Source organism: Pseudoalteromonas arabiensis, from assembly GCF_001550155.1.
GTDB classification, from domain to species: Bacteria; Pseudomonadota; Gammaproteobacteria; order Enterobacterales; family Alteromonadaceae; genus Pseudoalteromonas; species Pseudoalteromonas arabiensis.
The window spans coordinates 311,867-335,692 of the sequence record NZ_LRUF01000024.1 but is presented as its reverse complement, the minus strand read 5'-3'; the positions used below and the strand labels follow the sequence as shown (position 1 = coordinate 335,692).

Here is a 23,826-nt window from a genome sequence, read left to right as displayed (position 1 = left end):
AAAAAAATAATAAATCCAGAAAGTTTTTTCCTTAAGGGCGGGTCTAGATAACTATGACGGAAAAACAAAAGCGATATGAAGAGCTCGTTCATATCTACCACAGTGAGCTTTATCGCTTTGCATATTGGTTATGCCGTGATCAAACTATTGCTGAAGATTTAGTGCAGGAAACCTTCCTGAGGGCTTGGCGTGCCTTGGATTCACTCCAAGATCAACAGGCTGCTAAACCTTGGCTACTAACGATATTACGTCGCGAAAATGCGCGACGTTTTGAAAGAAAGCAATTTGATTACGCTGACGTTGAAAACGATACCTTAGTGGATGATAAAAGCACATCCCTTGATGCTGAAATGGAACAAACAGTGATTCAACGACAAATTGGAAAGTTAGCAGACGAATATCGAGAGCCTCTGCTTTTGCAAGTAGTAATGGGCTGTTCTGGTGATGAAATCGCTAAGATTCTCGATTTAAACAAAAATACCGTTATGACACGATTATTTCGTGCCAGAAACCAGCTTAAAGAGGCTTTAAGCAGTGATGATGACCAACTTAGAGGAGCATCAAAATAATGGATGAACTCGAGTTTCGCCGCCGCATCCTCGCCGAGCCAAGCACTATTGATAAGGAACTTGAAGCGTTTGCCGAGCAGGACGATGATAAACAAGCATTTATTGACGATGTTCGTGCATTTGACGACGAACTAAACGCTGCTTTAAATGTACCTGTGCCAGACGATTTAGCTGCGCGCATTATTGAACAGACCTATGCATCTGAAGAGCATGTTGAACAGCAACAAAATGATAATGTTGTTGAAGCTAAATCACGCTTTGCATTTAATCGCTTTTATTTAGCGGCTGCAGCATCATTCTTAGTTGCTATAAGCGTGTTTTTTGTTACTACTAAACAGCATTCATTATATAGTGTTGGAGAGCATGCTTTAGCACACTTATACTATGAAATTGGATCTTTAGATAAACATAAAGCAATTGACTTAGAGTACGTTAATGAAAAATTTGCCACCATTGGCGGCCACTTAGATGAGCTTCCAGGCAAAGTCACGTACTTGATGTTTTGTGATTTTAAAGGTCAAAAAGGATTGCACTTGGTATTTGAGTCTGACTTTGGCCCAATGACCGTATTTATTGTACCTTCAGAGGAGCAGCCTTTTGGCTCTGGTTCTGATGACTTTAGCGATGAGCGTTTTGCAGGCCACATAAGTCGTGGAGAAAAAGCCGATACAATTTTAATCGCTAGCATAGGTGCACCATTAGAGCGTTACAATAATATGGTGACCAGTGCTATACGCTGGCTTCATTAGGTGAGTTAAAATAGCAGATACAAAAAAACCGCATCATATCAAAATGATGCGGTTTTTTTATCACTATACAGCTGGTTACTTACAAACGTCTGCTACTGCATTTGCAAAGTAGTCAATGTTTGCATCGCTGATACCAGCAACGTTTACACGACTAGAGCCAACAATGTAGATAGAGTAGTCTTTTTGTAAGCGCTCGATTTGCTCTTTATTAATACCTAGGAATGAGAACATACCATTTTGACGGTCAATAAATGAGAAGTCTTGCTCAATGCCTCTCGCTGCTAAGCTTTCTTTGATTAGAGTACGTAAGCCATTAATACGACTACGCATTTCATCAAGCTCGTCATGCCACATTTGCGTAAGCTCAGCGCTACCTAAAATAGTGCTAACTATATCAGCACCGTGTGCTGGCGGCATTGAATAGATACTACGTACAACACTTAACAATACAGAGTTAGAGATATCTGCAGTTGCGGCGTCTTTAGCAATGATTGAACATGCGCCGATACGCTCACGGTATAAACCAAAGTTTTTCGAACAAGAAGAACAAATGATCAGCTCATCAACCGCTGCTGCTAATTTACGAAGACCCGCTGCGTCTTCTTCTAAGCTTGAACCAAAACCTTGGTATGCAATATCAACCAGTGGTGTAAAACCAACTTCAACTGCAAGATCTGCCACTGTGCTCCATTGCTCAGCATTTAAATCCATACCACTCGGGTTATGACAACATGCGTGGAACAACACAACATCACCTTTAGGCACTTGCTTAAGCGTGCTTAGCATGTCATCAAATAAAAGATCTTTATTTTCGTAATCGTAGTAAGGGTATTCTTTTACTGTTAAACCAGCCGCTTCAAATAAGCTGATGTGGTTTGCCCACGTTGGTGTTGTAACCCATACAGTTGCATCTTTGTTGCAACGCTTAATAAATTCGGCTGCAACACGAAGTGCACCTGTACCACCTGGTGCTTGTGCTGTGCGAACACGGTTTGCTAATAACGCAGGATGCTCACCCAGTAATAAGTTTTCCATTTTTTGGCAGTAATCTAAGTTACCCGCCAAGCCAATGTACGATTTACTGGTTTCGTTTTCTAAACGAAACGCTTCCGCTTTTTTAACCGCTTTAAGAACTGGCGTATTGCCTTGCTCATCCTTATAAACACCTACACCCAAATCAATTTTCTTTGGGTTTGTATCTTGTTTAAAGGCCGCCATTAGGCCAAGAATAGGATCTGTTGGTAATGGTTTTAATTCTGAGAACATTGACTATCTCTTTTATATAGGGGGTTAGCGTTGCCACTAGCTTAACATAAAAACCGAGCCTGATTACTAGTAAAATTAGACCAATAGTTGAGGAATTTTAATACAACAAGCTGCAAGTAAAGCAAGGGTTTGCTGATCAAAGAAATCATTACTAAATGCTTCTGCATCAATAATGCCTAAACAGGTATTTTCACTAGATAAAATTGGTAAACACGTTTCGGCTTTTACTTTAGGATCGCACGTATAATATTCACCACCTTGCGCTAAATAATCTGCAACATTATTAATCACACGACCTTTTTTAGATAAAGCAACTTGAACATTGTTACTGCCTTTTGCAAAATCTTCAGTGAGCGGAAACAATGGGCGACTTGGTGCGCCGTGGTAAACGAGTTTTAATAGCTGAGCACCTTCGTCAGTGTCGGTTGATTGATAAATACCAAACCAATCCACTTGCGTTTGTTGGACAACATAATCGATGATTTGCTGAAGCCTTGCTAACTTTTCAGTATTTGTAGCATCATCAGCAATATAGTCGTTTAATTTAAACGGTTCATCTTGCAAGTAACCAAACAAACTACACGCCCCACCCTCCCCAAGCTCAGGAATTTGGTACTGCCAACGTACTTCAGGTAACTGTGACTGTGCAAGATATTGCTCTAGGTTTGATAATTGCTCTGCCACTAAAGTCTCTGATAAATCAAGCTGAGCGACAGATAAGTATGTAGAAATCATTTAGCCATCCAAACATCTATAATGCTAGAGAGCATAACATGGGCTTTCAATCAGAGCCAGCACTGTTTATGGATAATTGGTAACAAATTTCAACTTGGTTTCCAGACGCATTAAAAGCTACATTTGACGCTACTTCACTCAGTAAAGACAACCCACGGCCATGCTCTCGTTGCAGGTTATGCTGGCCGTCACTTTTATTCGCAAAACCATTGCCAGAGTCGCAAATAGTGAAATAAAGAGCCAGGGTATCTGGGCAATAACGAATATCAATAATAATAAGTGCATCAGTCAGTTTTTCTAATGCCTGCTCACGTTCTTGGTAATAAATTAAAAAGCCGTCATCTTGATTTTTTATCTCAGAATCGAGCCCTAATACGCCGTGATCAAGCGCATTATTGTAAGCCTCGGAGAGGATTAAAAAGATATTCGCACGGTGCGCATTCAAACCCGCTACTTTAGATATTACATCGACCACTTCTAGAACGGGATCTGTACTTTTTATTTGTTTTGAATTTAAACTCAGTGAAAAATTAAAGGGTAAAGGTGAAAAAGGCTCAACCTCTTGCTCAGGCTCTGGCGCCGGTAAACAGTTTAATAGCACTAAACTTAAATCATCTTGCTGTTCATGACCTTGGGAAAACTGGTTTACAATTTCTATTAGCTCCTGAGTATTAATATTTTCTTTTGAACTTAATGCTTCAATGAACTGATGCTCACCAAAAAACTCATCATGTAAGTTAACGGTCTCTATTATGCCATCGGTTGCCATTACAAGCCGCATTGTTTCGTTGACTTCTATATGGATGAGACCCCGCTCAAATTCATCTTCTTCTAAAATTCCTAATGCCATGTGTTGGGACTCTAATGTGCGTAATATTTGACCTTGCTGATCAATTACATAGGTATCAGGTAGCCCGCCTAACCATGCTGACAAGCTTTTTCCTGAATTACTTAACTCAATAATAGTAGCCGCACAAAACATGTGACCAGGTAATAAGTTACTCAATACGGCATTTATTTCCGCTGCAATGTCGCTAACCGACATGCCTTTGTTAACCATGGTATAAAACACCCGAGAAACAGGTAACGCCCCCACAGCAGCCGCTAGGCCATGCCCCGTAAAATCACCCAACATACAATACAGACTACCAATAGGGCTTTGCGCAACAAGGAACATGTCGCCATTAAACATAGCCGCTGGAGATAAATGAAAATCTAAATGCTGCGTAAATGTATATTGATTTTCTAACGCGTTATTGAAGATATGCTCGACTATCTCATGCTCACGTTCAACTTGATTCTGATGATATTCTAACTGTAGGTTTTGCTCTCGTGCTTTTTGACTTAAATTTCTTATACGGCAGTGGGCTTTAATTTTAGCGTTAAGAATAACCTCTTGAAATGGCTTATGGAGAAAGTCGTCTCCACCTACAGCAAGGCACCTCTCAAAGCTTTCTTCATTTTCAAGCGAGGTGATAAAAATAATGGGTAGGTAAACTTGGCTAAAACGCTCTTTAATAATAGCTGCGGTTTCAAAACCATCCATAACAGGCATAACAACGTCTAGGAGCACAATATCAATAGTGTGCTTTTCGAGTATTTGCAGCGCAACAAGGCCGTTCTCAGCAGTATGAACTTGATAACCTTGATGCTCCAACATAACGGTTAAGAGTCGACGATTTAAAGCAAGATCATCTACCACTAGAATATTAAGCATCAATCAATATCAAACTTTTTATCAAAACGAGAGATTTGCAGGATTTTCTTTAGCTGTGGTTGGCAATTACTAATTTGGATATTATCCACTTTACCGGTAAGGTTTTTCTTCATATTAAGAAGCATACCAAGTGCCGAGCTATCCATATAATCTGTTTCTCTCAGATCAATAACCACTTTATTGATATTATCATTTAGGTCAGCGTAAGCCTGACGAAAAGATTGAACCAGATTAAAATCAAATTTTCCTTTGATTTGTACGGTTAAGATAGCGCCATCAGCAGAGGTGCTGCGCGTCAAACTCATAATAAACTCCTATTAATCAAATCTCTCCGAAGACTAATCTAAATATAACTGCTTAGGAGAAATAAGCCAAAAATTAAAACACTTAGAGGGAAATTTGTTATGATTTACAGCATACAAGCTTCATTTAAAGTGAGATCTAAAATGAGTGATAATAATCTAGTATATTCAACCGCTACAGGCCGTATTGAACAGCCTAAAGAGGAAAAATCAATCCAAGGTAAAATCTTTAAAGATGGTTTTTTACGAATTGAACGACAAACAAAAGGCCGTAAAGGCAAAGGTGTCATGTTAGTGGTTGGCATTGATAGCCAAGAGCATGACCTGAAAAGGCTTGCTAAGACAATTAAAAGTAAGATGGGCCAAGGCGGTGCTGTGAAAGATGGCATTATTGAGGTGCAAGGCGATGATAGAGAAAAGCTCAAAGCGATTCTTGAAGGCCTTAAGTTCAAGGTGAAAATTGCAGGGGGCTAAAAATGCCCCTTTTTATTTTATCTGAATAGGCTTTAACGAGATTAGTCAGGCTCAAATCAAATCTAGCATCGCAAATGTGCCATTAAGAGCATTAAAGCATTCCCGAGTAAATTAGTAAGATTTTAAAGAGAAAGCATTACAGTGCCCAACTTTTTAAAACGCCTTGCTAGGTATTCTTAAATCTTTTTAACTGTTTAACACCTAAGAATGTACCAATTGGGAAAAACAGTAACCATAAGAAGGCCAAATATTTGCAACACTTTCTAAATGACTTAGATGTATTAGCTTTATCTAAAAGCCAAATACTAAGCAATAAGCCAATTAGAGCTGGGACAACTTGAATCAGAGAAATAACGACACCTGATGAAATGTGACTAGCTATTAATTTGGGATCGTTTGTAGGTAGCTCTACATAAGCTAAATAGTAACTAGATAAAAGGTTAAAAATCGATAAAAACAAAAAACACTGTAAAATAACGCTTATGAATTTTAAAAGATTAATCAAACTCAAATTTTCCTTGAATATCTAGCAATTTAACAGTGCGTAACTTACCCATTTTCCTGAATATCAGATAAAGTTACTAAAAACTGAGTATAACAAAATCGCTTTACCTGATAAGTTTTAACACTGCCCTTCACAGATAGCCGCCAGCCAGATGAAGTCCTAACTAAATTTACCGAAGAACAGATAAAATATAAGCTACTATATTTTATCTGTTTGTTCTAAACGCTCAAACAACGCAGGTAAATCAGCCTCGCTAACTGGTGGGCTGTAGTAGTAACCTTGTACAATATAACAGTTATTGTTTTGTAAAAACTCAATCTGTTCAACCGTCTCAACACCCTCTGCTACCACATTGAGTTTAAGCTTTTGGGCCATCGCAATAATCGCCGCTGTAATTTCCATGTCATTTGAATCATCAGGAATGTCTTTTACAAACGAGCGATCCACTTTCAAAATATCAACAGGGAAGCGTTTCAAATAGCTGAGTGAGGAGTAGCCTGTCCCAAAATCATCAATAGAGATTGATACACCCAATGCCTTTAACTGATGTAATTGTAATATGGCGGCTTCAACATGCCCCATTAACATGCTCTCAGTTAACTCTAAATGTAAGCGTTTGGGTTCAACACCTGTTTGTTTGATGATTTTATCTAAGGTAAGTACTAGGTTAGCGTCTTTAAATTGGCGAGCCGAGAGATTTATTGAAATGTTATTCTTTAAATTTTTTCTTTCTAGCCGTGCAGCAAATTCACACGCTTCTTGTAATACCCACGCCCCTAGTTCAACAATAAGCCCTGTTGCTTCAGCAATCGGAATAAACTTTGTTGGAGGGATCATTCCCTCAGTTGGGTGGAACCATCTAATCAACGCTTCGTAACCAACAACATGTTGATTTCGACTATCGACTTGTGGCTGATAATAAATAATAAATTGCTTGTCGCGAATGCCTGTGCGTAGCTCATTTTCGATGAATAAACGTTCATTGGCAGCGGCATTTAGCTCTTGGCTATAAAAGTGATAGGTGTTTCTGCCTTTGGCTTTTGCTTCATACATTGCAAGGTCTGCATGCTTTAACAGCTGATCTTCCTCTTGGCTGTCAAAAGGCGCCATCGTGATGCCTATACTACCACTAATGATCACTTCATTATTGCCGAGTTTAATTGGCTCATTCAGTGTCTTTTGAATCGTATTAGCCACTTCCATAGCATGAGTTTGGTGTTCTATACCACTTAATAGGACCGCGAATTCATCACCACCAAGGCGAGCAATGGTATCTTCGGTGCGCAAACGTTTTTTCAAACGGTTTGCTACTTCTACTAATAATTGATCGCCCGCATCATGGCCAAGTGTATCGTTAATACGTTTAAATTCATCTAAGTCAAAATAGAATAAGGCAAACGCATAATGACCACGCTCTGCAAGTGCCATCGACTTGCGTAACTGCATTCTAAAAAATGTACGATTAGCAAGGCCGGTGAGCGTATCAAAATATGCCAGCTGCTCCATTTTTCGCTGACTCTCTTTTACAAACGATATATCTTGTGCTGAGGCAACATAGCTGGTGATTTCTCCTGCATCTTCACGAATAGGCGAAATACTTAGCGACACCCACACTGACTGACGTTCATTTCCTTGCAGTAATGTGTCACCACGCCAATAATTACGACTTCGAAGATCAACATCAATATCATCGACTAAAATGGCCATTTCCTGCGAAATAATACTTAAAAGTGATGACCCCATAAAATGACGTTCTTCAAATCCAGTCATTTCAACCATCTTGGGGTTAACATATTCAATCTCAAAGTTTTGATTGGTAATAACCACACCGGTTCCAGAGAATGCCACCGCTTTTGACAGTCTATTTGCAGCTTTCTCTGCTATCTCTTTTTCACTTATGCGCTGGTTTAATCCATCAATCAGCTTTCTAATTTCAATAGCCATGTCTCTAAAAGAGCCATTTAGCGTACCAATTTCATCTTTGTTTGCTTTTGGAAACTCAGTTTGTAGCTGACCTTTGCCAAAACTTACGACCGCATTTACTAATGAATGGATACGGCGAAGTACCAGTTGATACAATGCTTGATGCAACAATAACGCAACTAAAATAGCGTATAGAATAAACAAACCAAAGAACTTCACTTTTAACTCTTCTAACGCAGATAATGCGGAAGAACGTTTTTTGTAAATTCCGATATACCAGTTTAAATGCTCAACTTTACGAATATTAATAATGTGTGTTTCGTCATTTTGAACAAATGAATTTGCTGACTCAGGTAATTTTAGGCGAATTGTTTCTGCGATGAGTTTTTGTAAGTCAGGGTTAACAAAATCCTCAGTTCGTAACACTTTACCTTCTCGACCATATTCTTCTAGCATTGACTTTTCTAGATCTGGGTGGGCGAGTAACTGCCCTTTTGCATCGAATACTAATAGGTGTTGCTCACGATCTCCTATCGGCAGTTGAGCCAATAAGGTTTCAAGCGCAATATCACTGCCTGTAACACCAAAAAATTCATTATCTCGATAAACGGGAACAAGTACACTCACCACCCATTTATGCCAAATAGTGTCGTAATACACTTTTGACCACACCGCTTCTCTACTCGGGTTGAGCACATTCTGAGCGTAATTAAAAGTTTCACCTTTTGTGAAATCAAAATCGCTAGGCACATTAAGTGCCCAGTTAGGTGGTGCAATACGAATAAAGTTATCTTTTGTAACTAAATAAAAGTTAAAAAAATCTTGAATAAGCGTGGGTGAAACAATTTTCCATAACGACTCTGAGTCATTGATCAATTGCTTGTAGAATTCTGAATAGTTTTCTTCTGGGATAAAGGCAGCGGATAAGCCATCTTCTGAGGTGCTGCGAACACTACCATCAACAGCATAGTTAATATCAGCACTGTGTTTACTGAGTATATGAGACTCACTATTTAACAGCTGGCTGCTAACGACATTATTTGCTTGCTCTGCAATGTTGATTTTTGTTTTTATTAAACGGTCGAATTGACGACTTAAGCGTTCACTCGAATGCTTTAAAAGCTCATGTTCTTCAAAAACAAGCTGTTTTTCTTCTGACTTAAGCATCAAAGCGGCTGCACATATACCTGCAATCAAACAAATTGCAGAAATCAGCAGCGATAACTTCATACTTAACGAATTCACACCAAAACGAGATGGCGGGCGTCGATACACCACTAGGCTACCTTATTAATAATTGTTATTATTTGTTCTCCAAAGGCAAATATACCAGATTCATTTTTAGATTTATAAATTTTTTATGAAGATTAATGAATTTTCCTTACTTAGTCGATGATTTGCAAATTACGTACAATATGCGGTTGACTTTATAAACCACACTTCTTACATTAACTGAATGAAACAAATTAACGCTCGCACTTACTTTTCTTTTTTTAGCTTCTTTAGATAGAGGAGGCTTAACTGTTTGCGAGATAATTTCACCGAATAGCTAAAGCCTCCCACTTGGGAGGCTTTTTTGTTTGTGCACTGTTTTGGAATGAGGAAACCAATATGAGCATTGATACATTGAATGCATTAAGACATGATATAAATGAAATAGATTCTGACTTACTTGTCTTACTAGCAAAACGACGCCGTATTAGCCACAGCGTGGTTGAATATAAAATTGCCAACAATAAACCAATCCGCGATGAAGCACGTGAACAAGCGTTGCTTGAAAAGCTAATTGGTTACGGAAAGTCGCTTGGTTTAGATGCCTATTACATTAACAATGTATTTCAAACCATTCTTGAGGACTCTGTACTTAACCAACAAGCGATGCTACAAAAAAGCCTCAACCCCGATGCAATGAGCGAAACACACCGCGTCGCTTACTTGGGTGGTCAAGGTTCATATAGTCAATTGGCTTGCCATAAATACTTTAGCCGACGTCCAGGAAAGGTAATAGAAATTGGCTGTTCAAGCTTTGAACAAATTACAGGGAACGTTGAAAATGGACAAGCTGACTTCGGCTTACTCCCCATTGAAAATACTAGCTCTGGTAGTATTAATGAGGTATTTGATCTCTTACAACATGCGCAAGTATCTATTGTGGGTGAAGTGACCCACAGTGTTGAGCATTGTTTGCTTGCCCTGCCAGACACAGAACTGTCTCACATAAATAAAATCTATGCTCACCCGCAACCTTTCGCCCAATGTAGCCGTTTTGTACAAGGGCTCGGTGATATTCAACATGAAACATGTGATTCAACTTTCCATGCCCTGCAATCAGCATTAGATACGCCCAACAGCGCAGCAATCGGCTCAGCTCAAGCAGGGAAAAATGTTGGTCTAGAGGTTGTAAAAACAGGCCTGGCTAATCAAAGTGAAAATCATAGCCGTTTTATCGTTGTTGCCCGTAAACCACTACAGGTTTCTAAACAAATACCAACAAAAACAAGCTTGATCATGGCAACCAAGCAACAAGCTGGTTCATTAGCTGATGCGTTAATGGTATTTAAGCATCATCAAATAAACCTTGTAAAACTTGAATCTCGTCCTGTACCCGGTAACCCGTGGGAAGAGGTTTTTTATGTAGACTTAGAGGCTAACCTAGATGATTTACATGTCAAGCAAGCACTCGAAGAGCTGAAAGAGCACACCCAATATATTCGTATTCTAGGCTGCTACCAAAGCGAGTCTTTACAAGCTGTCAGCGTTTAACGTAAAAACTAATCGTAACACCAAAAGGAGCTAGCAAGCTCCTTTTTTGTTACGAATATTCACCGCAGACACTTGCACCTAAGGCACTCCCTAAGCATAATCTTGAAAACACTTCAAAATTGGATTTTTCATGAATTGGTTAGCTGAATTAGCAAGCAAAAGAACACCTTGGGTTTTACTCGCTTTAACCGCATTTGTGTTTGAAATAACAGCACTGTTCTTTCAATATAATATGGGACTTGAGCCCTGCATAATGTGTATTTACCAACGTTTTGCTATGCTTGGCCTTCTTGGCGCAGGCATTGTCGGCGCAATCAACCCACAAAGTACCCTATGTAGACTTATCGCATTTGTTACTTGGGGAATATCTTCAATTTGGGGCTACTTTATTGCCAAAGAACACATCGCGATGCAAAACAATACAGACCCGTTTGCATTTAGCTGTGCATTTGAACCAAACTTTCCAAGCTTCATGCCTCTACACGAATGGATCCCAAGCTTCTTTGCTGCAACAGGTGATTGTGGAAACATAGATTGGCAATTTGCGTCAATGAGTATGCCTGCGTGGATGGAAGTTATTTTTGCAGCCTATTCGCTTGTTTTTATCGCTGTTGTAGCGAGTCGTTTAGTAATTAAAAAGTCGTTGTAATGTTGTATTTTTTTTCTAGTCAAATTCCTGCTTTAAAAGAGTTTAAAGTAAGACAACGTCAGCAAATTATTGCTCTTGCACTTGCGCATTTAAGTCCTATACAGAAGATCATTTTATCGGTATGTAAACTTGTTTTTTTAGCGCCCCTGTTTTTAGGTTTAGCTTATTTTCAGGGCTGGTCGCTTGTGCCTTGGCTGCTACTAGCTGGTCTGAGCTATCCACTCATAACAACACCGATAGAAAACATGTTTGCGCTCCCTCATTTACAAGTAGCAATTAAAGAGTTTAAACAGGGCGAATAACCGCCCTGCTTACTTATTTAAAGAATAATTTTTCCTTCTAACTGCGAGAACACCTTTTCACCGATCCCTTTTACATCTTTGAGTTGTTCTAATGATTTAAAAGGCCCCTGCTGAGTTCGGTGTTCTATAATCGCTTTGGCTTTTGACTCACCCACGCCAGGAAGCAAAGTGAGTTGCTCAACACTGGCTTTATTTATATTCACCTTTTGCTGTTTAACTTGCTCAGCTCCTTTATCTTCAGCTGCGCTAATAGGTAAAGTGGGCAATAAAGTTAAGCCTATTGATAGAAAGAGAGTTGATAATAGTTTCATATTTTCCTCCGTGATATCCATTATGGATAGTTAAGTTAATTGTCACCTAACGCTTATTGCATCCCTACCGTTTCTATAATGGTAACATCATTAAATAAACCTAAAACCAACCGCAATGTCAAATAATCACCACAAAAAATAGACTTATCAAACTTGCAAATTCCGCCACAAACGATTACTGTATATAAAAACAGTAATCAAGGTGGCGTTGCTACGCTACAAATGCCACGCTTAAATGCAGGAGAAATCATGGCTGTTGTTGTTAAATATGTTGTAGAAAGAAACGGAGTCGAGCGAATGACGTTTACTACTAAAAAAGAAGCTGACGCATATGACAAAATGCTCGACATTGCTGAATCACTAGAAATGATGCTTGAGAAAGTTGACGTACCACTTAGTGAGCAACAAATTGAATCTCTTGCACTTGAGATGGCAAAAGAAAAAGACCAATTTATGGCTGTTTTGAAAGGTGCTAAAGAGGCCCCTGTAAAACCTAAAAAAGCAAAATCAGCCACCGACAATGTGGCAGATATAAAAGAAAAAGCAGCCGGTTAAAAATAAAAATCCAATAAAAAGGGCAACTCTATGTTGCCCTTTTTGTATTTAATTAAAAGTGTTTAATTAAAAACTACAGTGATGCCTCAACGTCATCAAATAATTTAGTAATTTCTTCTTTAGGTTCTGCTGTACTTAAACTCACAGCGACTATCGCAATACTTGATAGAATAAACCCAGGCACTATCTCATAGATAATTGCACTTAATTTTTGCCCATCAATCGTAACGGGTGCATAAATCCAAAATAGAACTGTCGCAGCACCCACAACCATACCCGCTATAGCTCCCTGAAGGTTCATACGTTTCCAGTAAAGGCTGAATAAAACAAGTGGCCCAAATGCAGCACCAAAACCTGCCCATGCATTACTAACTAGGTCAAGAATTGAACTGTCGCGGTCATAAGCTAAGTAGATAGCAAACAACGCAACCAAAATAACACTAATTCGGCCGACTAAAACAAGCTCTTTCTGAGACGCACTGCGATTAAGATATATTTTATAGAAATCTTCTGTCAGTGAGCTTGAACACACCAATAGCTGCGACGAAATAGTACTCATAATCGCCGCAAGAATAGCAGCAAGTAAGAAGCCAGCAATCAGTGGATGGAAAATAAGCTCAGACAGCACTAAGAAAATCGTTTCTTTGTCATCAATCGGCATTTGGTTTTCCAGCATATAAGCGGCACCAAATAAACCTGTTAGCACAGCACCAATTGCCGATAATGTCATCCACGACATACCCACACGGCGCATAGTAGGCATATCTTTCACTGAGCGAACAGACATAAAGCGTACAATGATATGTGGCTGACCAAAATAACCGAGTCCCCACGCCATTGCCGAGATGATGGCAATTGTTGAGCCACCTGCAAACCAGTCCATCATATTAAGTGCATGAATTTCTGATTCTTTCGGTGAGCTTAATAATAAGTCATAGCGAGCATTTGCTAACGTATCCATAAACGGCTGGTCAAGCATAGTATAGGTCGCTATCGGTACTGCAAGCAGCGACACGAACATGATACAACCTTGCACGAAGTCAGTTAAACTAACTGCTAAAAAACCACCGAATAATGTATAAAGAACAACCACACCCGTTGTGATATACAAGCCCATCTCGTAACTCATATTGAATGAATTTTCGAACAGCTTGCCACCCGCAACAACTCCTGATGAGGTGTATAAAGTGAAGAATACGATAATAACAATAGCTGAAATTACGCGCAGAACATTTTTATTATCATCGAAGCGATTTGCAAAATAGTCTGGAATGGTGATTGAATCATTCGCTTTCTCTGTATACACGCGCAAACGTGGTGCGACGAGAAAATAGTTTGCCCAAGCACCAAGTACCAAACCTATTGCGATCCATACCTTACTTAAACCAAACAAGTACATTGCACCTGGCAGACCCATCAGTAACCAACCACTCATATCTGATGCACCTGCTGATAGCGCAGCGACACTTGGTGATAGATTACGACCACCTAGCATGTATCCCGATACATCATCTGTTGATTGTTTGTAAGCATAAAGCCCAATCCCCAACATTACGATGAAGTACAATGCTAACGAAATTATCATTCCTGTTTCCAAATTAGCCTCCAATTATTGATTAATGTTGGCTTTTAATCCGAATAATGACTCGCAAGCCATTTAATTTTAAGACATTATTGGGGTAAAAACCGATATCACTCACGACTATATCATGCTTCTACCCTCCAACTCCAATCTAGCCGATGGGTAACGGCTTTGACGCAATAAACACTTTGCTAACAATTTTTCTATTATTTAGACGCAAGTAATAGAATTCTATTACGATTTATCCTAGTCTTAGGATCTAAAATGAAATAATAAAACAACTTTCCCCGTTTCAGCTCTTTTAACTAATGCTATTTCAAACGCAATGCAATATATTGCGGGGAAAAATGATTTAACTGATGTGGATTTGCTTCAAATATGTACTTTTACGCTGCGCGCCAACCAATTCTAGATAAAGAAAAGAAACTTGTAGGCTATGAGCTTCTCTTTAGAGATGGTGTAGATAACGTGTTTCCTGAGATTGATGGTGATGAAGCGACTTCTCGGCTCATAGAAGGCAGCCAATTTAACTTTGGCCTTGATGATTTAACCGACAATAAACCTGCCTATATCAACTTTACGCTAGAAACGTTACAAAAAGGCTACCCACTACTGCTTGGTAAAGACCAGATTGTTGTAGAAATTCTCGAAACAATCCAACCTGGAAAACGCCTTTTAGCCGTAGTCAAAGACTTAAAAGAAAAAGGCTATACCCTTGCGCTTGATGATTATATTCATCAACCTGTTTGGCGTCATTTTTACCCTTTTATTGATATTATTAAAATCGACTTTTTAACCTGTACAAAGGAATCTATACAAGAAGTCATAGAAGCAATCAAACCTTTCCCTCAGATCCAACTTTTAGCGGAAAAGGTTGAAACATATGAGAAATATCAACTTGCTGTTGATATGGGCTTTAGCTACTTTCAAGGCTTTTTCTTTTCAAAGCCAGAGATGGTACAAAGTAAAACTCTTCCCCCCTCAGAAATGGCACTTGCAGAGCTTCTGTATGAAACCTCAAGCGTTGATGTAAACCTGAAAAAAATCACTGAAGTTTTCGAGCGAGACGTTAACCTATCATACAAGCTACTACGCTACTCAAACTCTGCGGCATTTAAGCGCCGTGCAGAAATTAGCACCATTAAGCAAGCCCTTATTGTATTAGGCAACGAAGAGATAAAACGATTCTTATCGCTGTTATTTGCTGCACAAGTTGCCGCAGATAAACCTGCTGAGCTAATTCGACTATCATTAACGCGAGCTCGCTTTACCGAATTACTTGCCATTAGTCACGGTCAGCTACGTGATACTGGCATGGCATTTTTAACGGGCATGATGTCATTAATGGATGCTATCTTAGATGAAGATATGCCGAGCGTGATGAAAAAGCTCCCATTAAGTAATGACATAAAAGCCGCATTGCTCGATGAAGAAGGGCAACTTGCCGTTTACTTACGCCTTGTAAAGCAATATGAGCAGGCAAACTGGCAGGGCGCTAAAGATATTCAACACGAGCTGGGTCTAGCCCCTGAAGAGGTGCCCGATGCTTATCATGACGCTGTTAACTGGGCCAATGAACAAATGTCAGTGTTTGGTGATTAGAAAAACATGTAGCGAATAAAAAATGCCAGCAAACGCTGGCATTTTTTATTCTGAGGGAGTGTTAAAGATTTTCTAAGAAGTCCTCATCAAAATCATCAGGCTCTTCTTCAATGGGCGGATTACCATCATATAGCTCATAAAGTTGACGCTGAAAATAAATATCTTTCATAAAGATATAGGGATCTAGCGACTCATTTAATAAACTTTCTTGAGGTATTAATGATGCCCTCGCCTCTACAGCCTTTAATGCAAAAACAAGTATTGTTTGTGGGGTGGTGAGTGCAATCTCAGGTAAAACAATATTATCGACCACATCACCGGTTAGGTTTCTTGCTGTAGTTGGTCCCATACCGGGCAACATAAGATAAGCACCGTCACCGACTCCCCATACACCTAGGGTCTGCCCAAAATCCTCATCAACTATTTCTAAGCCAAGCGATGATGCGACATCAAAAAAACCAAATAAGCCTACCGTCGAGTTTACTAAAAAACGCGCTAGGCTGATACTCATGTTACCCGGCTTGCCTTGTAAGCCAGCATTCACCATATCCGTCGGCGCGGTTATATTATCTGTAAAATTCACGATGCTGCGCCTAACTGGCACGGGGGTCACAGTGACATAACCAACAGCCGCAGGACGAAGGATATAAGCATCTAATACGTCCATATTAAAGTCATACATGGGGCGGTTAAATGACTGCAAAGGGTCACGGTCATCCAGTTTTTCATCAGGTACTTGTGCGCATCCTGCGAGCACCGCAAAAAAAATAAAAAATAAACTGTGCTTAAACATCGACTGTCCTTACGGTATCAATTCATTAATCAGCAATGCGTACTCTTTAACTTCAGCACGCTCTAAAATATCTGACTTACCTTCTAATTCGCCGCTAGAAGGTACCACAGTTGTATCTTTTGATAAACGCGCCGTTAAGATAATTTTATCTGTGCTAGAAAGCGTTAATCCTTCAACCATGGCATTGCTGTCACTGAGTGTTACCTCTAGTGGAAAGCTATACTCTGTCATTTTAACAACCGCTAATGGCATAGGTGGGCCACTCGCTGCTTTTGCAAAAACAAATAATGTGCCATCATCCGGAAGCTGTGTTTTTAACTCACTGGCTAAATCAACGGTGACTTTTATTTCACTGTTTGCTATTTCAGCCTGTGTGTTATCAGTAACCTCTTCACTGCCCATTTTCGCATCTATTTCAGCAATTCGCTGCGCTATCATGCTATAACGAGGATCATTTTTTTGCATACTAGCCAGTAATACTTCAAATGCCGTTTTAGCTTGTAGCCAATCTTTACGCTCATAAGCAATTAATGCCAATAACGAGATCGCATCAACATTAGTTGGTTCTGATTTAAGAACCTTCGACAGCATTGTCGCAGCACGCGACATATTTGCATCACTCCCCTCAATTAACAAAACTTGTGCATAGCTTATTAGCACCTGCTTGTTATCTGGGTTCATCTTTAGCACTTTATCAAATGATTGCATTGCCATGTCATATTCATTCAGCGACATAGCCACACGCCCTAGCAACATCCACGCAACTTCATCATCGCCGCTTCTGTCTAACTTAGTACGCAGCGCAAGTGCAAATGCTTGTAGCTCATTTGGAGTCAATGGCTCTTTATCCTGCATTACAGCACGTTCACCATATGACTTTAAGTTTGCCATGGCATCATGCCAGCCTTTTATTTGTTGCTGGCTGCCTGTGAAGCTATAAAAAATAACAGTTAATGCAATTAAAAAACCAGCCCCCGTCAAGGCAAATATGCGATTGTTACCTGAGCTATTTAACGCTTTTTCAGGCGATAACTCGTTTAATAAGCGTCGCTTTTGCTCAACAACAGATTCCTCATGCATTTGCGCATCTATCCGCTGATTTTCAAGGTCAGCGTTTAACTCTTCTAAACGTTGATGATAGATACGGATCAATTCCGAGTTTGCATTGTGATCAAGACGTTGAATTTTTTCGCGTTTAAAAAAGGGTACCACAACAAATAGCAATGCAATCAGTGTGAGTAAAACAAATAAAGCCCACATTAATGCCATTTAGCTTTGCTCCTGACGTTGATTTTGTTTAATTAACTTAGCAAGTAACGCTTCGTCTTCATGAGTCCATGTTTGCTTCACCGAGGCTTTTCTTTGTCGAATCACAATAAAGCCAAAACCAAGCACAACTATCAAAACTGGCAACACCCAAAGCACTAAAGTTGCAGGTGTAACAGGCGGTTCGTAATGAACAAAGTAACCATAACGATCAATCATATATTCAATAACTTCATCCTTGGTTTTGCCATCCTTCACAAGTGCTAATACTTTGTCTCGTAGATCTTTAGCGACGACAGCATCAGAATCGGCAATATTTTGGTTTTGGCATTTTGGGCAGCGTAGCTCTTTTGTTAACTCACTGAAGCGCACTGCTTGCTCGTCATTGTCAAACTGATACTTATCCTGCTGTGCGAATACGCTGAAAGTCATTAACAAGCTTGCTAAAAAAATAATTAATCTCATTGCTGTAACTCCTGCATCAACGGGGCAAACTTCGAACGCCATACTCGCGGGTTTATATCACCGGTATGATGTAGCAAAATAGTGCCTTGCTTATCGACTAAGAAGGTTTCTGGTGCCCCCGACACACCTAAATCTAGTGCCAAGGTGCGTTTTAAATCTAAAATATTAAACTGATACGGGTCACCAGCGCGATTAAGCATGCTTGTTACATCTTCGCGCAATGCGTTGATATCAAACTGCCCATCAAAGTCAGGGTCATACCCTTGCTCATAATACAAGCCAATAATTTTCACACCTTGCTCTCTGAGTTCTGTTAGGTAACCTAACTCAGCTAAACAAGTTGGGCACCACGTGCCCCACACATTAAGCAGGTAAACTTCACCTTTTAAATCGGCATCAGTCCAACGCTTAGATTCATCCATTAAGTCTGGAAGGTTAAAAGTCGGCATTGTGTGACCAATACGCCCAGTTTGTAGTTCACGAGGGTTGGCAAACAACCCCTGATACAAGAACACACACAGTAAAACAAACACCAGTAAAGGGGCTAACGCTAATAGCTTGCGGTTCATGCCATAGCCTCCTCTTTTGTTGATTTTTGACGATAACGTTTATCACCTAGTACAAGGAAACCTGCAATGGAGATTAAAATACCACCGAGCCACATCCAACGGACATACGGTTTATGATAAATACGCAGTGACCATGCTCCTTGGCTTAATTGCTCACCAAGTGCTAAATACAAGTCACGGGTAAAACCTGCATCGACCGCGGCTTCTGTCATAAACTGCATGCCTATGTCATAACGGCGTTTTTCAGCATGTAACACAGTTACTTGCTTGTCATTTTTAAGTACCGTAACGACACCTGCGTGACCGCTATAGTTAGCACCACGAATGCTTTTAACGCCATCAAAACGATATTGATACTCATTAAGTGCCACTTTATCACCAGGCTTCATTGAGACATCACGTTCAACTGAATAAGCAGACGTTAATGTAACACCTGCAATCACGAACGCTAAACCGACATGTCCCAGTACCATAGCCCAATAACTTAAACCTAAACGTTTGAAGCCCTCAGCTAATGTTTTATGAATGGTCACTTTAGCTGCTAAATCAACTAAAGTTGTCACAAAAATCCAAACAGCAAGTGCCGTAGCGATAAAAGTCAGAGGCGCAATTACGTCGTAGCTCGAATACAACCACGCAGCTGTTGCGACAATACTCACAATGGCTGATAAGGCTAATTTATTTTGTAGCATCGACCATTTATTTTGCTTCCAGCGAAGCAAAGGCCCGATGCCCATTAGGATAGCAAATGGCACGAGTAAGATAGCAAACATCTTGTTGAAAAACGGTTCACCAATCGAGATACTACCCAAGCCAAGCTCTTTATGAATCATTGGTAATAACGTACCTAATAATACAATTAACGTAGCGACCACTAAGAAAATATTATTTAACCAAAGTGCCACTTCACGGGAAGCGAACTTATAACGGCCTTCACTTTTAACCTGTGAAACGCGTAATGCGTAAAGCGATAAACCACCACCGACGACAATAGCTAAGAAAGCTAAAATAAACATACCGCGGTTAGGATCTGACGCAAACGCATGCACAGAAACAATAATGCCTGAACGAACAATAAACGTACCGAGTAAGCTTAAAGAGAATGCAGCAATAGCGAGTAATACGGTCCATGACTTAAATACACCCCGCTTTTCTGTGGTTGATAGTGAGTGCAACAACGCAGTTGCCACCAGCCATGGCATTAATGATGCGTTTTCAACTGGATCCCAGAACCACCAGCCACCCCAGCCAAGCTCAGAGTAAGCCCACCAGCTACCAATAGTAATACCTAATGTTAAAAAACCCCATGCCGTCATAGTCCAAGGACGAGACCACTTAGCCCAAGTATTATCAAGTTTACCTGTTAGCAGCGCAGCGATGGCGAATGAAAACGACACAGACAGACCCACGTAGCCCATATAAAGCAATGGCGGGTGAATAATCATACCAGGGTCTTGCAGTAATGGATTTAAATCACGACCTTCTACGGGGAAGTAAGGTAACAAGCGCTCAAATGGGCTCGACATCAGCAAGGTGTAAAGCATAAAGCCAACACCCAAAAAACCTAGCACACCCAGTACACGAGCACGCAAAACCCATGGTAGTGACTTAGAGCGCATGGCAACAACCGCTGTCCAACCTGCTTGCATTACAAGCCAAAGTAAAATAGCGCCTTCATGACCACCCCAAGTTGAGGTGATTTTATAGTACCAAGGTAAAGTACTACTTGAGTGATAAGCGACATACGAAACGGTAAAATCATCGGTTAAACTGGCATAAATAAGCGCTGCAAAAGACAAAAGTACAAACACAAATTGACCAATTGCTAGCGAAGGAGCAGCACGCATCAAGCGTAAATTACCAGTATGTGCTCCCCAAATAGGAAAAATACATAATAAAACACTAAGCACCATGGCCAGTGTTAAAGAAAAATAACCGAGTTCTGGGATCATATTAATTGCCGTTATCTAAATTATAGGTCGGTTTTTCATGCTTAATACCTTTCACTGCTTCTGCAACTTCCGCTGGCATGTACTCTTCATCATGTTTGGCAAGTACCTCAAAGGCATCAATTTCATTCGCTTTAACAAGTACGCCCTGCGCAACAATCCCTTGCCCCTCACGGAATAAATCCGGCAAGATGCCTTGGTAATTTATAGTCACCATTGGACCGGTATCAATTAGCTTAAAACTCACCTTTAAACTTGATTCATCGCGTACTACAGAACCTGGCACAACCATGCCACCAATACGTAGTTTTTGTCCAACGTGTGGCTTCTCTTTATTCGGACCTTTACCGTCAACTAATTCACTAGGGGTATAAAATAAATTGATGTTTTCTTGCAGCGCATAGAGCACTAAACCTATGGTTGCACCCACACCAAAAATAATGGCTACAACAGCTAATAAACGTTTTTTACGTCTTGGATTCATTGATCTGCCCCTTGTTTCGCTTTTTTAATGCGCTCTTCACGTTGCACTTGTTGCTTAACTGAAGAGAAAATACGTTTCGTATCGTTTAACGAACTAAATAAAATACCAAGTAAAATTAATGCACAGGTGCCAAAAGACAACCATACATAAAAGCCATAGCCTCCCATGGCAATAAAATCTGCAAAAGAATCAAACTGCATGATTAACCTCGCTCAAGCATCTGACGCACCCATGGGCGGTGCTTTTCACGTTGTAATATTTCGTTTTTAAGACGAATTAATGTCACTGTACCTACAAAACCAGCAAAGGCAACTATGTTCACCATAAGCGGCCAAAACATACTAGGATCGATGGCTTTAGTATCAAACTTAGTGATTGTCGCGCCTTGGTGAAGTGTATTCCACCACTCTACCGAAAAATGAATAATTGGCAGATTAATCACACCAACAATTGCTAGAATACACGCGGCACGCCCTGCCGATTTTTTATCTTCGAAAGCATGATAAAGCGATAATACCCCCAAATATAAAAATAATAGGATAAGCTCTGATGTTAAACGCGCATCCCACACCCACCAAGCACCCCACATAGGTTTCCCCCATGCAGCACCGGTGATCAAGGCAATTGCTGTCACACACGCCCCAACAGGTGCAATTGCAATCACTGCAAGTTCTGCATTACGTAGCTGCCATACTAGTGCGATCACAGCTGCGATCGCCATAGAAGAATACGCACCCATAGACAAAATAGCTGAAGGCACATGGATAAAAATAATTCGATAGCTGTCTTTTTGTTGATAATCTGCTGGCGCATAAGCAAGCCCCCAGACCCATCCAACAATCATACAAACCACCGTAAGAACGGCGAAATAAGGCAGTAAGGTGTTACACAATTGGTAAGCACGATCTGCTTTTGCGTAGGGATGTAACCACTTCCACATATTAACTTACACTCACTTTCAATGCTGACGATATGGCAATTGGTGCCGCTATAATCGCTACGATTAGCATGGCACCAAGGATTGCAAGCTGTCCGCTATAGGCAAGCTCCATAGAGCTGGTATCAATAGCCGAGGTTGCAAAAATTAGTACGGGGATATACAAAGGCAAAACAAGCAAACTCATCAAAATGCCGCCTTTTTGTAACCCCACAGTCAGTCCAGCGCCAATTGCACCTATAAAGCTAAGCAAAGGTGTACCCAATAAAAGAGTAAGCACCGTTGCCAAAAGCGCTGAACTTTCTAAATTCAATAATAAAGCAAATACAGGTGTCATCAGCACCAACGGTAATCCAGTGATCACCCAGTGTGCCGCCACTTTAGCAAGCACCGTTAATGGTAACGGATATGACGATGCAATCAGCTGTTCTAGTGTGCCGTCGTGATAATCATCACGAAATAATTTATCTAAGCCCAACATAGTTGAAAGCAAGGCAGCAACCCAAATAATGCCAGGAGCCATGCGTGCTAGTAGACCCGGTTCAGGCCCGATAGCTAACGGGAAAAGTGTAATAACGATAAGAAAAAATAAAATAGGATTAACGATTTCAGCTCGCTGACGAAACGCTAATTTAAGATCTTTAAAAAAAACCGCAGAGAATAGTTGCCAATAAGAATGCTGCTTTACCATCAGTGGCGATACTCCAAGGTCACTGTTTTTAGATCACTAAAATGGGTGGTTAAGTCTTGGTGGGTGGTTAGTAAAATCGCCCCACCTGCATTTAGGTGCTCAACAAAGCGCTCTTGTAAAAATGCAACACCGCTTTTATCAAGGGCTGTAAATGGTTCATCAAGAATCCAAAGTTTAGCGTTATTTAACCAAAGCCTTACCAAAGCAACCCGACGTTGTTGCCCTGCTGAGAGCATACGTACTGGTACATCTTCTAGGCCAACCAAACCTATTTTAGCTAAAATAGGGTATAAATCTTGGTGCGTATCGTAACCATTTATTTTTAGCCAAAAAGCGACATTCTCAAGTGCAGTAAGCTGCGTATTTACACCGGTTTTGTGGCCAATAAATAACAGCTCTTGTGCATACTCGTCATAGTATTTGGCAATCGATCGCTCTTGGAACAAAACATCACCTTCATCCGCCGTAGCGAAACCTGCGATAATGCGCAATAATGATGTTTTACCAGCCCCGTTTGGACCAGCTAACTGCATAATTTGTCCCGATTTCAAGCTGAAATTAAGATCCGCAAACAAACAACGATCTTGTTTGATGCAGGTGACGGACTTAATGTGTAACAAGATGACGATTCTCTATACCCAAAATTAGGCGATAGTCTACCATAATGA

25 protein-coding genes are annotated in these 23,826 nt (G+C 40.2%); 8 read left to right on the top strand and 17 right to left on the bottom strand.

Annotation, left to right across the window (positions count from 1 at the left end):
- Positions 1-53: 53 nt before the first annotated feature.
- Both PAARA_RS14735 and PAARA_RS14730 read left to right on the top strand, forming a co-directional pair.
- On the top strand, positions 54-569 hold the full coding sequence (locus tag PAARA_RS14735; protein WP_062569773.1) for a sigma-70 family RNA polymerase sigma factor: 516 nt from the start codon (positions 54-56) through the stop codon (positions 567-569).
- Positions 569-1,318, top strand: coding sequence for a DUF3379 family protein (locus PAARA_RS14730; RefSeq protein WP_062569772.1), 750 nt, complete (start codon positions 569-571; stop codon positions 1,316-1,318). Before PAARA_RS14735 ends, PAARA_RS14730 begins: the two co-directional genes overlap by 1 nt.
- Before the next feature lie 75 nt (positions 1,319-1,393).
- On the opposite strand, the gene PAARA_RS14725 is transcribed toward PAARA_RS14730, so the two are convergent.
- The 4 genes from PAARA_RS14725 to PAARA_RS14710 form a co-directional block, all read right to left on the bottom strand.
- Positions 1,394-2,584, bottom strand: coding sequence for an amino acid aminotransferase (locus PAARA_RS14725; RefSeq protein ID WP_062569771.1), 1,191 nt, complete (start codon positions 2,582-2,584; stop codon positions 1,394-1,396).
- A gap of 75 nt (positions 2,585-2,659) precedes the next feature.
- Positions 2,660-3,319 (bottom strand): GAF domain-containing protein, encoded by a 660-nt coding sequence (locus tag PAARA_RS14720; protein WP_062569770.1) that lies wholly within the window; start codon positions 3,317-3,319, stop codon positions 2,660-2,662.
- Between the two features lie 46 nt (positions 3,320-3,365).
- Complete coding sequence (locus PAARA_RS14715; protein WP_062569769.1) at positions 3,366-5,036, bottom strand: fused response regulator/phosphatase; 1,671 nt, start codon at positions 5,034-5,036, stop codon at positions 3,366-3,368.
- Positions 5,036-5,341, bottom strand: a complete 306-nt coding sequence (locus PAARA_RS14710; protein WP_062569768.1) for an STAS domain-containing protein — start codon at positions 5,339-5,341, stop codon at positions 5,036-5,038. Before PAARA_RS14710 ends, PAARA_RS14715 begins: the two co-directional genes overlap by 1 nt.
- Positions 5,342-5,482: 141 nt before the next feature.
- Here PAARA_RS14710 and PAARA_RS14705 point away from each other — a divergent pair, with 141 nt between their 5' ends.
- Complete coding sequence (locus PAARA_RS14705) at positions 5,483-5,812, top strand: SUI1 family translation initiation factor (RefSeq protein ID WP_062570038.1); 330 nt, start codon at positions 5,483-5,485, stop codon at positions 5,810-5,812.
- A gap of 703 nt (positions 5,813-6,515) precedes the next feature.
- Here the strand turns inward: PAARA_RS14705 and PAARA_RS14695 are convergent.
- Positions 6,516-9,518 carry a bifunctional diguanylate cyclase/phosphodiesterase gene (locus tag PAARA_RS14695; RefSeq protein WP_157066212.1) on the bottom strand — a complete coding sequence of 1,001 codons (3,003 nt, stop codon included), beginning with the start codon at positions 9,516-9,518 and terminating at the stop codon, positions 6,516-6,518.
- A gap of 333 nt (positions 9,519-9,851) precedes the next feature.
- On the opposite strand from PAARA_RS14695, the gene PAARA_RS14690 reads away from it, so the two are divergent.
- The 3 genes from PAARA_RS14690 (at position 9,852) to PAARA_RS14680 (ending at position 11,954) form a co-directional block, all read left to right on the top strand.
- A complete protein-coding gene (locus PAARA_RS14690) occupies positions 9,852-11,003 on the top strand; it encodes a chorismate mutase (protein ID WP_062569766.1) in 1,152 nt (383 codons plus the stop codon).
- Positions 11,004-11,133: 130 nt separating this feature from the next.
- The gene (dsbB, locus tag PAARA_RS14685; protein WP_062569765.1) at positions 11,134-11,652 is read left to right on the top strand and encodes a disulfide bond formation protein DsbB; all 519 of its coding nucleotides are present in this window, start codon (positions 11,134-11,136) and stop codon (positions 11,650-11,652) included.
- Entirely contained in the window at positions 11,652-11,954 is a 303-nt protein-coding gene (locus PAARA_RS14680; protein ID WP_062569764.1) for a DUF6170 family protein, read from the top strand. Before dsbB ends, PAARA_RS14680 begins: the two co-directional genes overlap by 1 nt.
- 17 nt (positions 11,955-11,971) lie before the next feature.
- Here the strand turns inward: PAARA_RS14680 and PAARA_RS14675 are convergent, their stop codons facing one another.
- Positions 11,972-12,265, bottom strand: a complete 294-nt coding sequence (locus tag PAARA_RS14675) for a ComEA family DNA-binding protein (protein WP_062569763.1) — start codon at positions 12,263-12,265, stop codon at positions 11,972-11,974.
- Between the two features lie 249 nt (positions 12,266-12,514).
- Here PAARA_RS14675 and PAARA_RS14670 point away from each other — a divergent pair, with 249 nt between their 5' ends.
- Positions 12,515-12,820: a YebG family protein gene (locus PAARA_RS14670; protein ID WP_062570036.1), complete on the top strand. Its 306-nt coding sequence runs from the start codon at positions 12,515-12,517 to the stop codon at positions 12,818-12,820.
- 73 nt (positions 12,821-12,893) lie between these two features.
- Here PAARA_RS14670 and putP read toward each other — a convergent pair whose 3' ends face one another.
- Positions 12,894-14,405 carry a sodium/proline symporter PutP gene (gene putP / locus PAARA_RS14665; protein WP_062569762.1) on the bottom strand — a complete coding sequence of 504 codons (1,512 nt, stop codon included), beginning with the start codon at positions 14,403-14,405 and terminating at the stop codon, positions 12,894-12,896.
- A gap of 375 nt (positions 14,406-14,780) precedes the next feature.
- On the opposite strand from putP, the gene PAARA_RS14660 reads away from it, so the two are divergent.
- Complete coding sequence (locus tag PAARA_RS14660; protein WP_062569761.1) at positions 14,781-16,004, top strand: EAL and HDOD domain-containing protein; 1,224 nt, start codon at positions 14,781-14,783, stop codon at positions 16,002-16,004.
- A 61-nt stretch (positions 16,005-16,065) separates the two neighbouring features.
- Here the strand turns inward: PAARA_RS14660 and PAARA_RS14655 are convergent, their stop codons facing one another.
- Genes PAARA_RS14655 through ccmA form a run of 10 tightly spaced genes read right to left on the bottom strand, consistent with a single transcriptional unit; the run spans position 16,066 to position 23,778 of the window.
- Entirely contained in the window at positions 16,066-16,797 is a 732-nt protein-coding gene (locus tag PAARA_RS14655; RefSeq protein WP_062569760.1) for an MlaA family lipoprotein, read from the bottom strand.
- Between the two features lie 9 nt (positions 16,798-16,806).
- Complete coding sequence (gene ccmI / locus PAARA_RS14650; protein ID WP_062569759.1) at positions 16,807-18,066, bottom strand: c-type cytochrome biogenesis protein CcmI; 1,260 nt, start codon at positions 18,064-18,066, stop codon at positions 16,807-16,809.
- Positions 18,067-18,528, bottom strand: a complete 462-nt coding sequence (locus PAARA_RS14645; RefSeq protein ID WP_062569758.1) for a cytochrome c-type biogenesis protein — start codon at positions 18,526-18,528, stop codon at positions 18,067-18,069. It lies immediately after the preceding gene.
- On the bottom strand, positions 18,525-19,097 hold the full coding sequence (locus tag PAARA_RS14640; protein WP_062569757.1) for a DsbE family thiol:disulfide interchange protein: 573 nt from the start codon (positions 19,095-19,097) through the stop codon (positions 18,525-18,527). The genes PAARA_RS14645 and PAARA_RS14640 overlap by 4 nt, the downstream gene beginning before the upstream one ends.
- Complete coding sequence (locus PAARA_RS14635; RefSeq protein ID WP_062569756.1) at positions 19,094-21,049, bottom strand: heme lyase CcmF/NrfE family subunit; 1,956 nt, start codon at positions 21,047-21,049, stop codon at positions 19,094-19,096. Before PAARA_RS14635 ends, PAARA_RS14640 begins: the two co-directional genes overlap by 4 nt.
- 1 nt (position 21,050) lies before the next feature.
- Entirely contained in the window at positions 21,051-21,530 is a 480-nt protein-coding gene (gene ccmE / locus PAARA_RS14630; RefSeq protein ID WP_062569755.1) for a cytochrome c maturation protein CcmE, read from the bottom strand.
- On the bottom strand, positions 21,527-21,730 hold the full coding sequence (gene ccmD, locus PAARA_RS14625) for a heme exporter protein CcmD (protein ID WP_062569754.1): 204 nt from the start codon (positions 21,728-21,730) through the stop codon (positions 21,527-21,529). Before ccmD ends, ccmE begins: the two co-directional genes overlap by 4 nt.
- Positions 21,731-21,732: 2 nt before the next feature.
- Complete coding sequence (locus PAARA_RS14620; RefSeq protein WP_062569753.1) at positions 21,733-22,470, bottom strand: heme ABC transporter permease; 738 nt, start codon at positions 22,468-22,470, stop codon at positions 21,733-21,735.
- 1 nt (position 22,471) lies between these two features.
- The gene (gene ccmB / locus PAARA_RS14615; protein ID WP_062569752.1) at positions 22,472-23,158 is read right to left on the bottom strand and encodes a heme exporter protein CcmB; all 687 of its coding nucleotides are present in this window, start codon (positions 23,156-23,158) and stop codon (positions 22,472-22,474) included.
- Positions 23,158-23,778 carry a cytochrome c biogenesis heme-transporting ATPase CcmA gene (gene ccmA / locus PAARA_RS14610; RefSeq protein ID WP_083515330.1) on the bottom strand — a complete coding sequence of 207 codons (621 nt, stop codon included), beginning with the start codon at positions 23,776-23,778 and terminating at the stop codon, positions 23,158-23,160. Before ccmA ends, ccmB begins: the two co-directional genes overlap by 1 nt.
- Between the last annotated feature and the right edge of the window lie 48 nt (positions 23,779-23,826).

Excerpts from the sequence above, each read along its gene's own strand:
- ccmI (WP_062569759.1), bottom strand. The coding sequence starts at position 18,066 with ATGGCATTAATGTGGGCTTTATTTGTTTTACTCACACTGATTGCATTG.
- PAARA_RS14715 (WP_062569769.1), bottom strand. The coding sequence starts at position 5,036 with ATGCTTAATATTCTAGTGGTAGATGATCTTGCTTTAAATCGTCGACTC.
- PAARA_RS14725 (WP_062569771.1), bottom strand. The coding sequence starts at position 2,584 with ATGTTCTCAGAATTAAAACCATTACCAACAGATCCTATTCTTGGCCTA.
- PAARA_RS14675 (WP_062569763.1), bottom strand. The coding sequence starts at position 12,265 with ATGAAACTATTATCAACTCTCTTTCTATCAATAGGCTTAACTTTATTG.
- PAARA_RS14670 (WP_062570036.1), top strand. The coding sequence starts at position 12,515 with ATGGCTGTTGTTGTTAAATATGTTGTAGAAAGAAACGGAGTCGAGCGA.
- PAARA_RS14680 (WP_062569764.1), top strand. The coding sequence starts at position 11,652 with ATGTTGTATTTTTTTTCTAGTCAAATTCCTGCTTTAAAAGAGTTTAAA.
- PAARA_RS14730 (WP_062569772.1), top strand. The coding sequence starts at position 569 with ATGGATGAACTCGAGTTTCGCCGCCGCATCCTCGCCGAGCCAAGCACT.
- PAARA_RS14690 (WP_062569766.1), top strand. The coding sequence starts at position 9,852 with ATGAGCATTGATACATTGAATGCATTAAGACATGATATAAATGAAATA.
- PAARA_RS14645 (WP_062569758.1), bottom strand. The coding sequence starts at position 18,528 with ATGAGATTAATTATTTTTTTAGCAAGCTTGTTAATGACTTTCAGCGTA.
- PAARA_RS14710 (WP_062569768.1), bottom strand. The coding sequence starts at position 5,341 with ATGAGTTTGACGCGCAGCACCTCTGCTGATGGCGCTATCTTAACCGTA.
- ccmE (WP_062569755.1), bottom strand. The coding sequence starts at position 21,530 with ATGAATCCAAGACGTAAAAAACGTTTATTAGCTGTTGTAGCCATTATT.
- ccmB (WP_062569752.1), bottom strand. The coding sequence starts at position 23,158 with ATGGTAAAGCAGCATTCTTATTGGCAACTATTCTCTGCGGTTTTTTTT.
- putP (WP_062569762.1), bottom strand. The coding sequence starts at position 14,405 with ATGATAATTTCGTTAGCATTGTACTTCATCGTAATGTTGGGGATTGGG.
- PAARA_RS14720 (WP_062569770.1), bottom strand. The coding sequence starts at position 3,319 with ATGATTTCTACATACTTATCTGTCGCTCAGCTTGATTTATCAGAGACT.
- dsbB (WP_062569765.1), top strand. The coding sequence starts at position 11,134 with ATGAATTGGTTAGCTGAATTAGCAAGCAAAAGAACACCTTGGGTTTTA.
- PAARA_RS14640 (WP_062569757.1), bottom strand. The coding sequence starts at position 19,097 with ATGAACCGCAAGCTATTAGCGTTAGCCCCTTTACTGGTGTTTGTTTTA.
- ccmD (WP_062569754.1), bottom strand. The coding sequence starts at position 21,730 with ATGCAGTTTGATTCTTTTGCAGATTTTATTGCCATGGGAGGCTATGGC.
- PAARA_RS14735 (WP_062569773.1), top strand. The coding sequence starts at position 54 with ATGACGGAAAAACAAAAGCGATATGAAGAGCTCGTTCATATCTACCAC.
- PAARA_RS14620 (WP_062569753.1), bottom strand. The coding sequence starts at position 22,470 with ATGTGGAAGTGGTTACATCCCTACGCAAAAGCAGATCGTGCTTACCAA.
- PAARA_RS14660 (WP_062569761.1), top strand. The coding sequence starts at position 14,781 with ATGTACTTTTACGCTGCGCGCCAACCAATTCTAGATAAAGAAAAGAAA.
- PAARA_RS14635 (WP_062569756.1), bottom strand. The coding sequence starts at position 21,049 with ATGATCCCAGAACTCGGTTATTTTTCTTTAACACTGGCCATGGTGCTT.
- PAARA_RS14655 (WP_062569760.1), bottom strand. The coding sequence starts at position 16,797 with ATGTTTAAGCACAGTTTATTTTTTATTTTTTTTGCGGTGCTCGCAGGA.
- PAARA_RS14705 (WP_062570038.1), top strand. The coding sequence starts at position 5,483 with ATGAGTGATAATAATCTAGTATATTCAACCGCTACAGGCCGTATTGAA.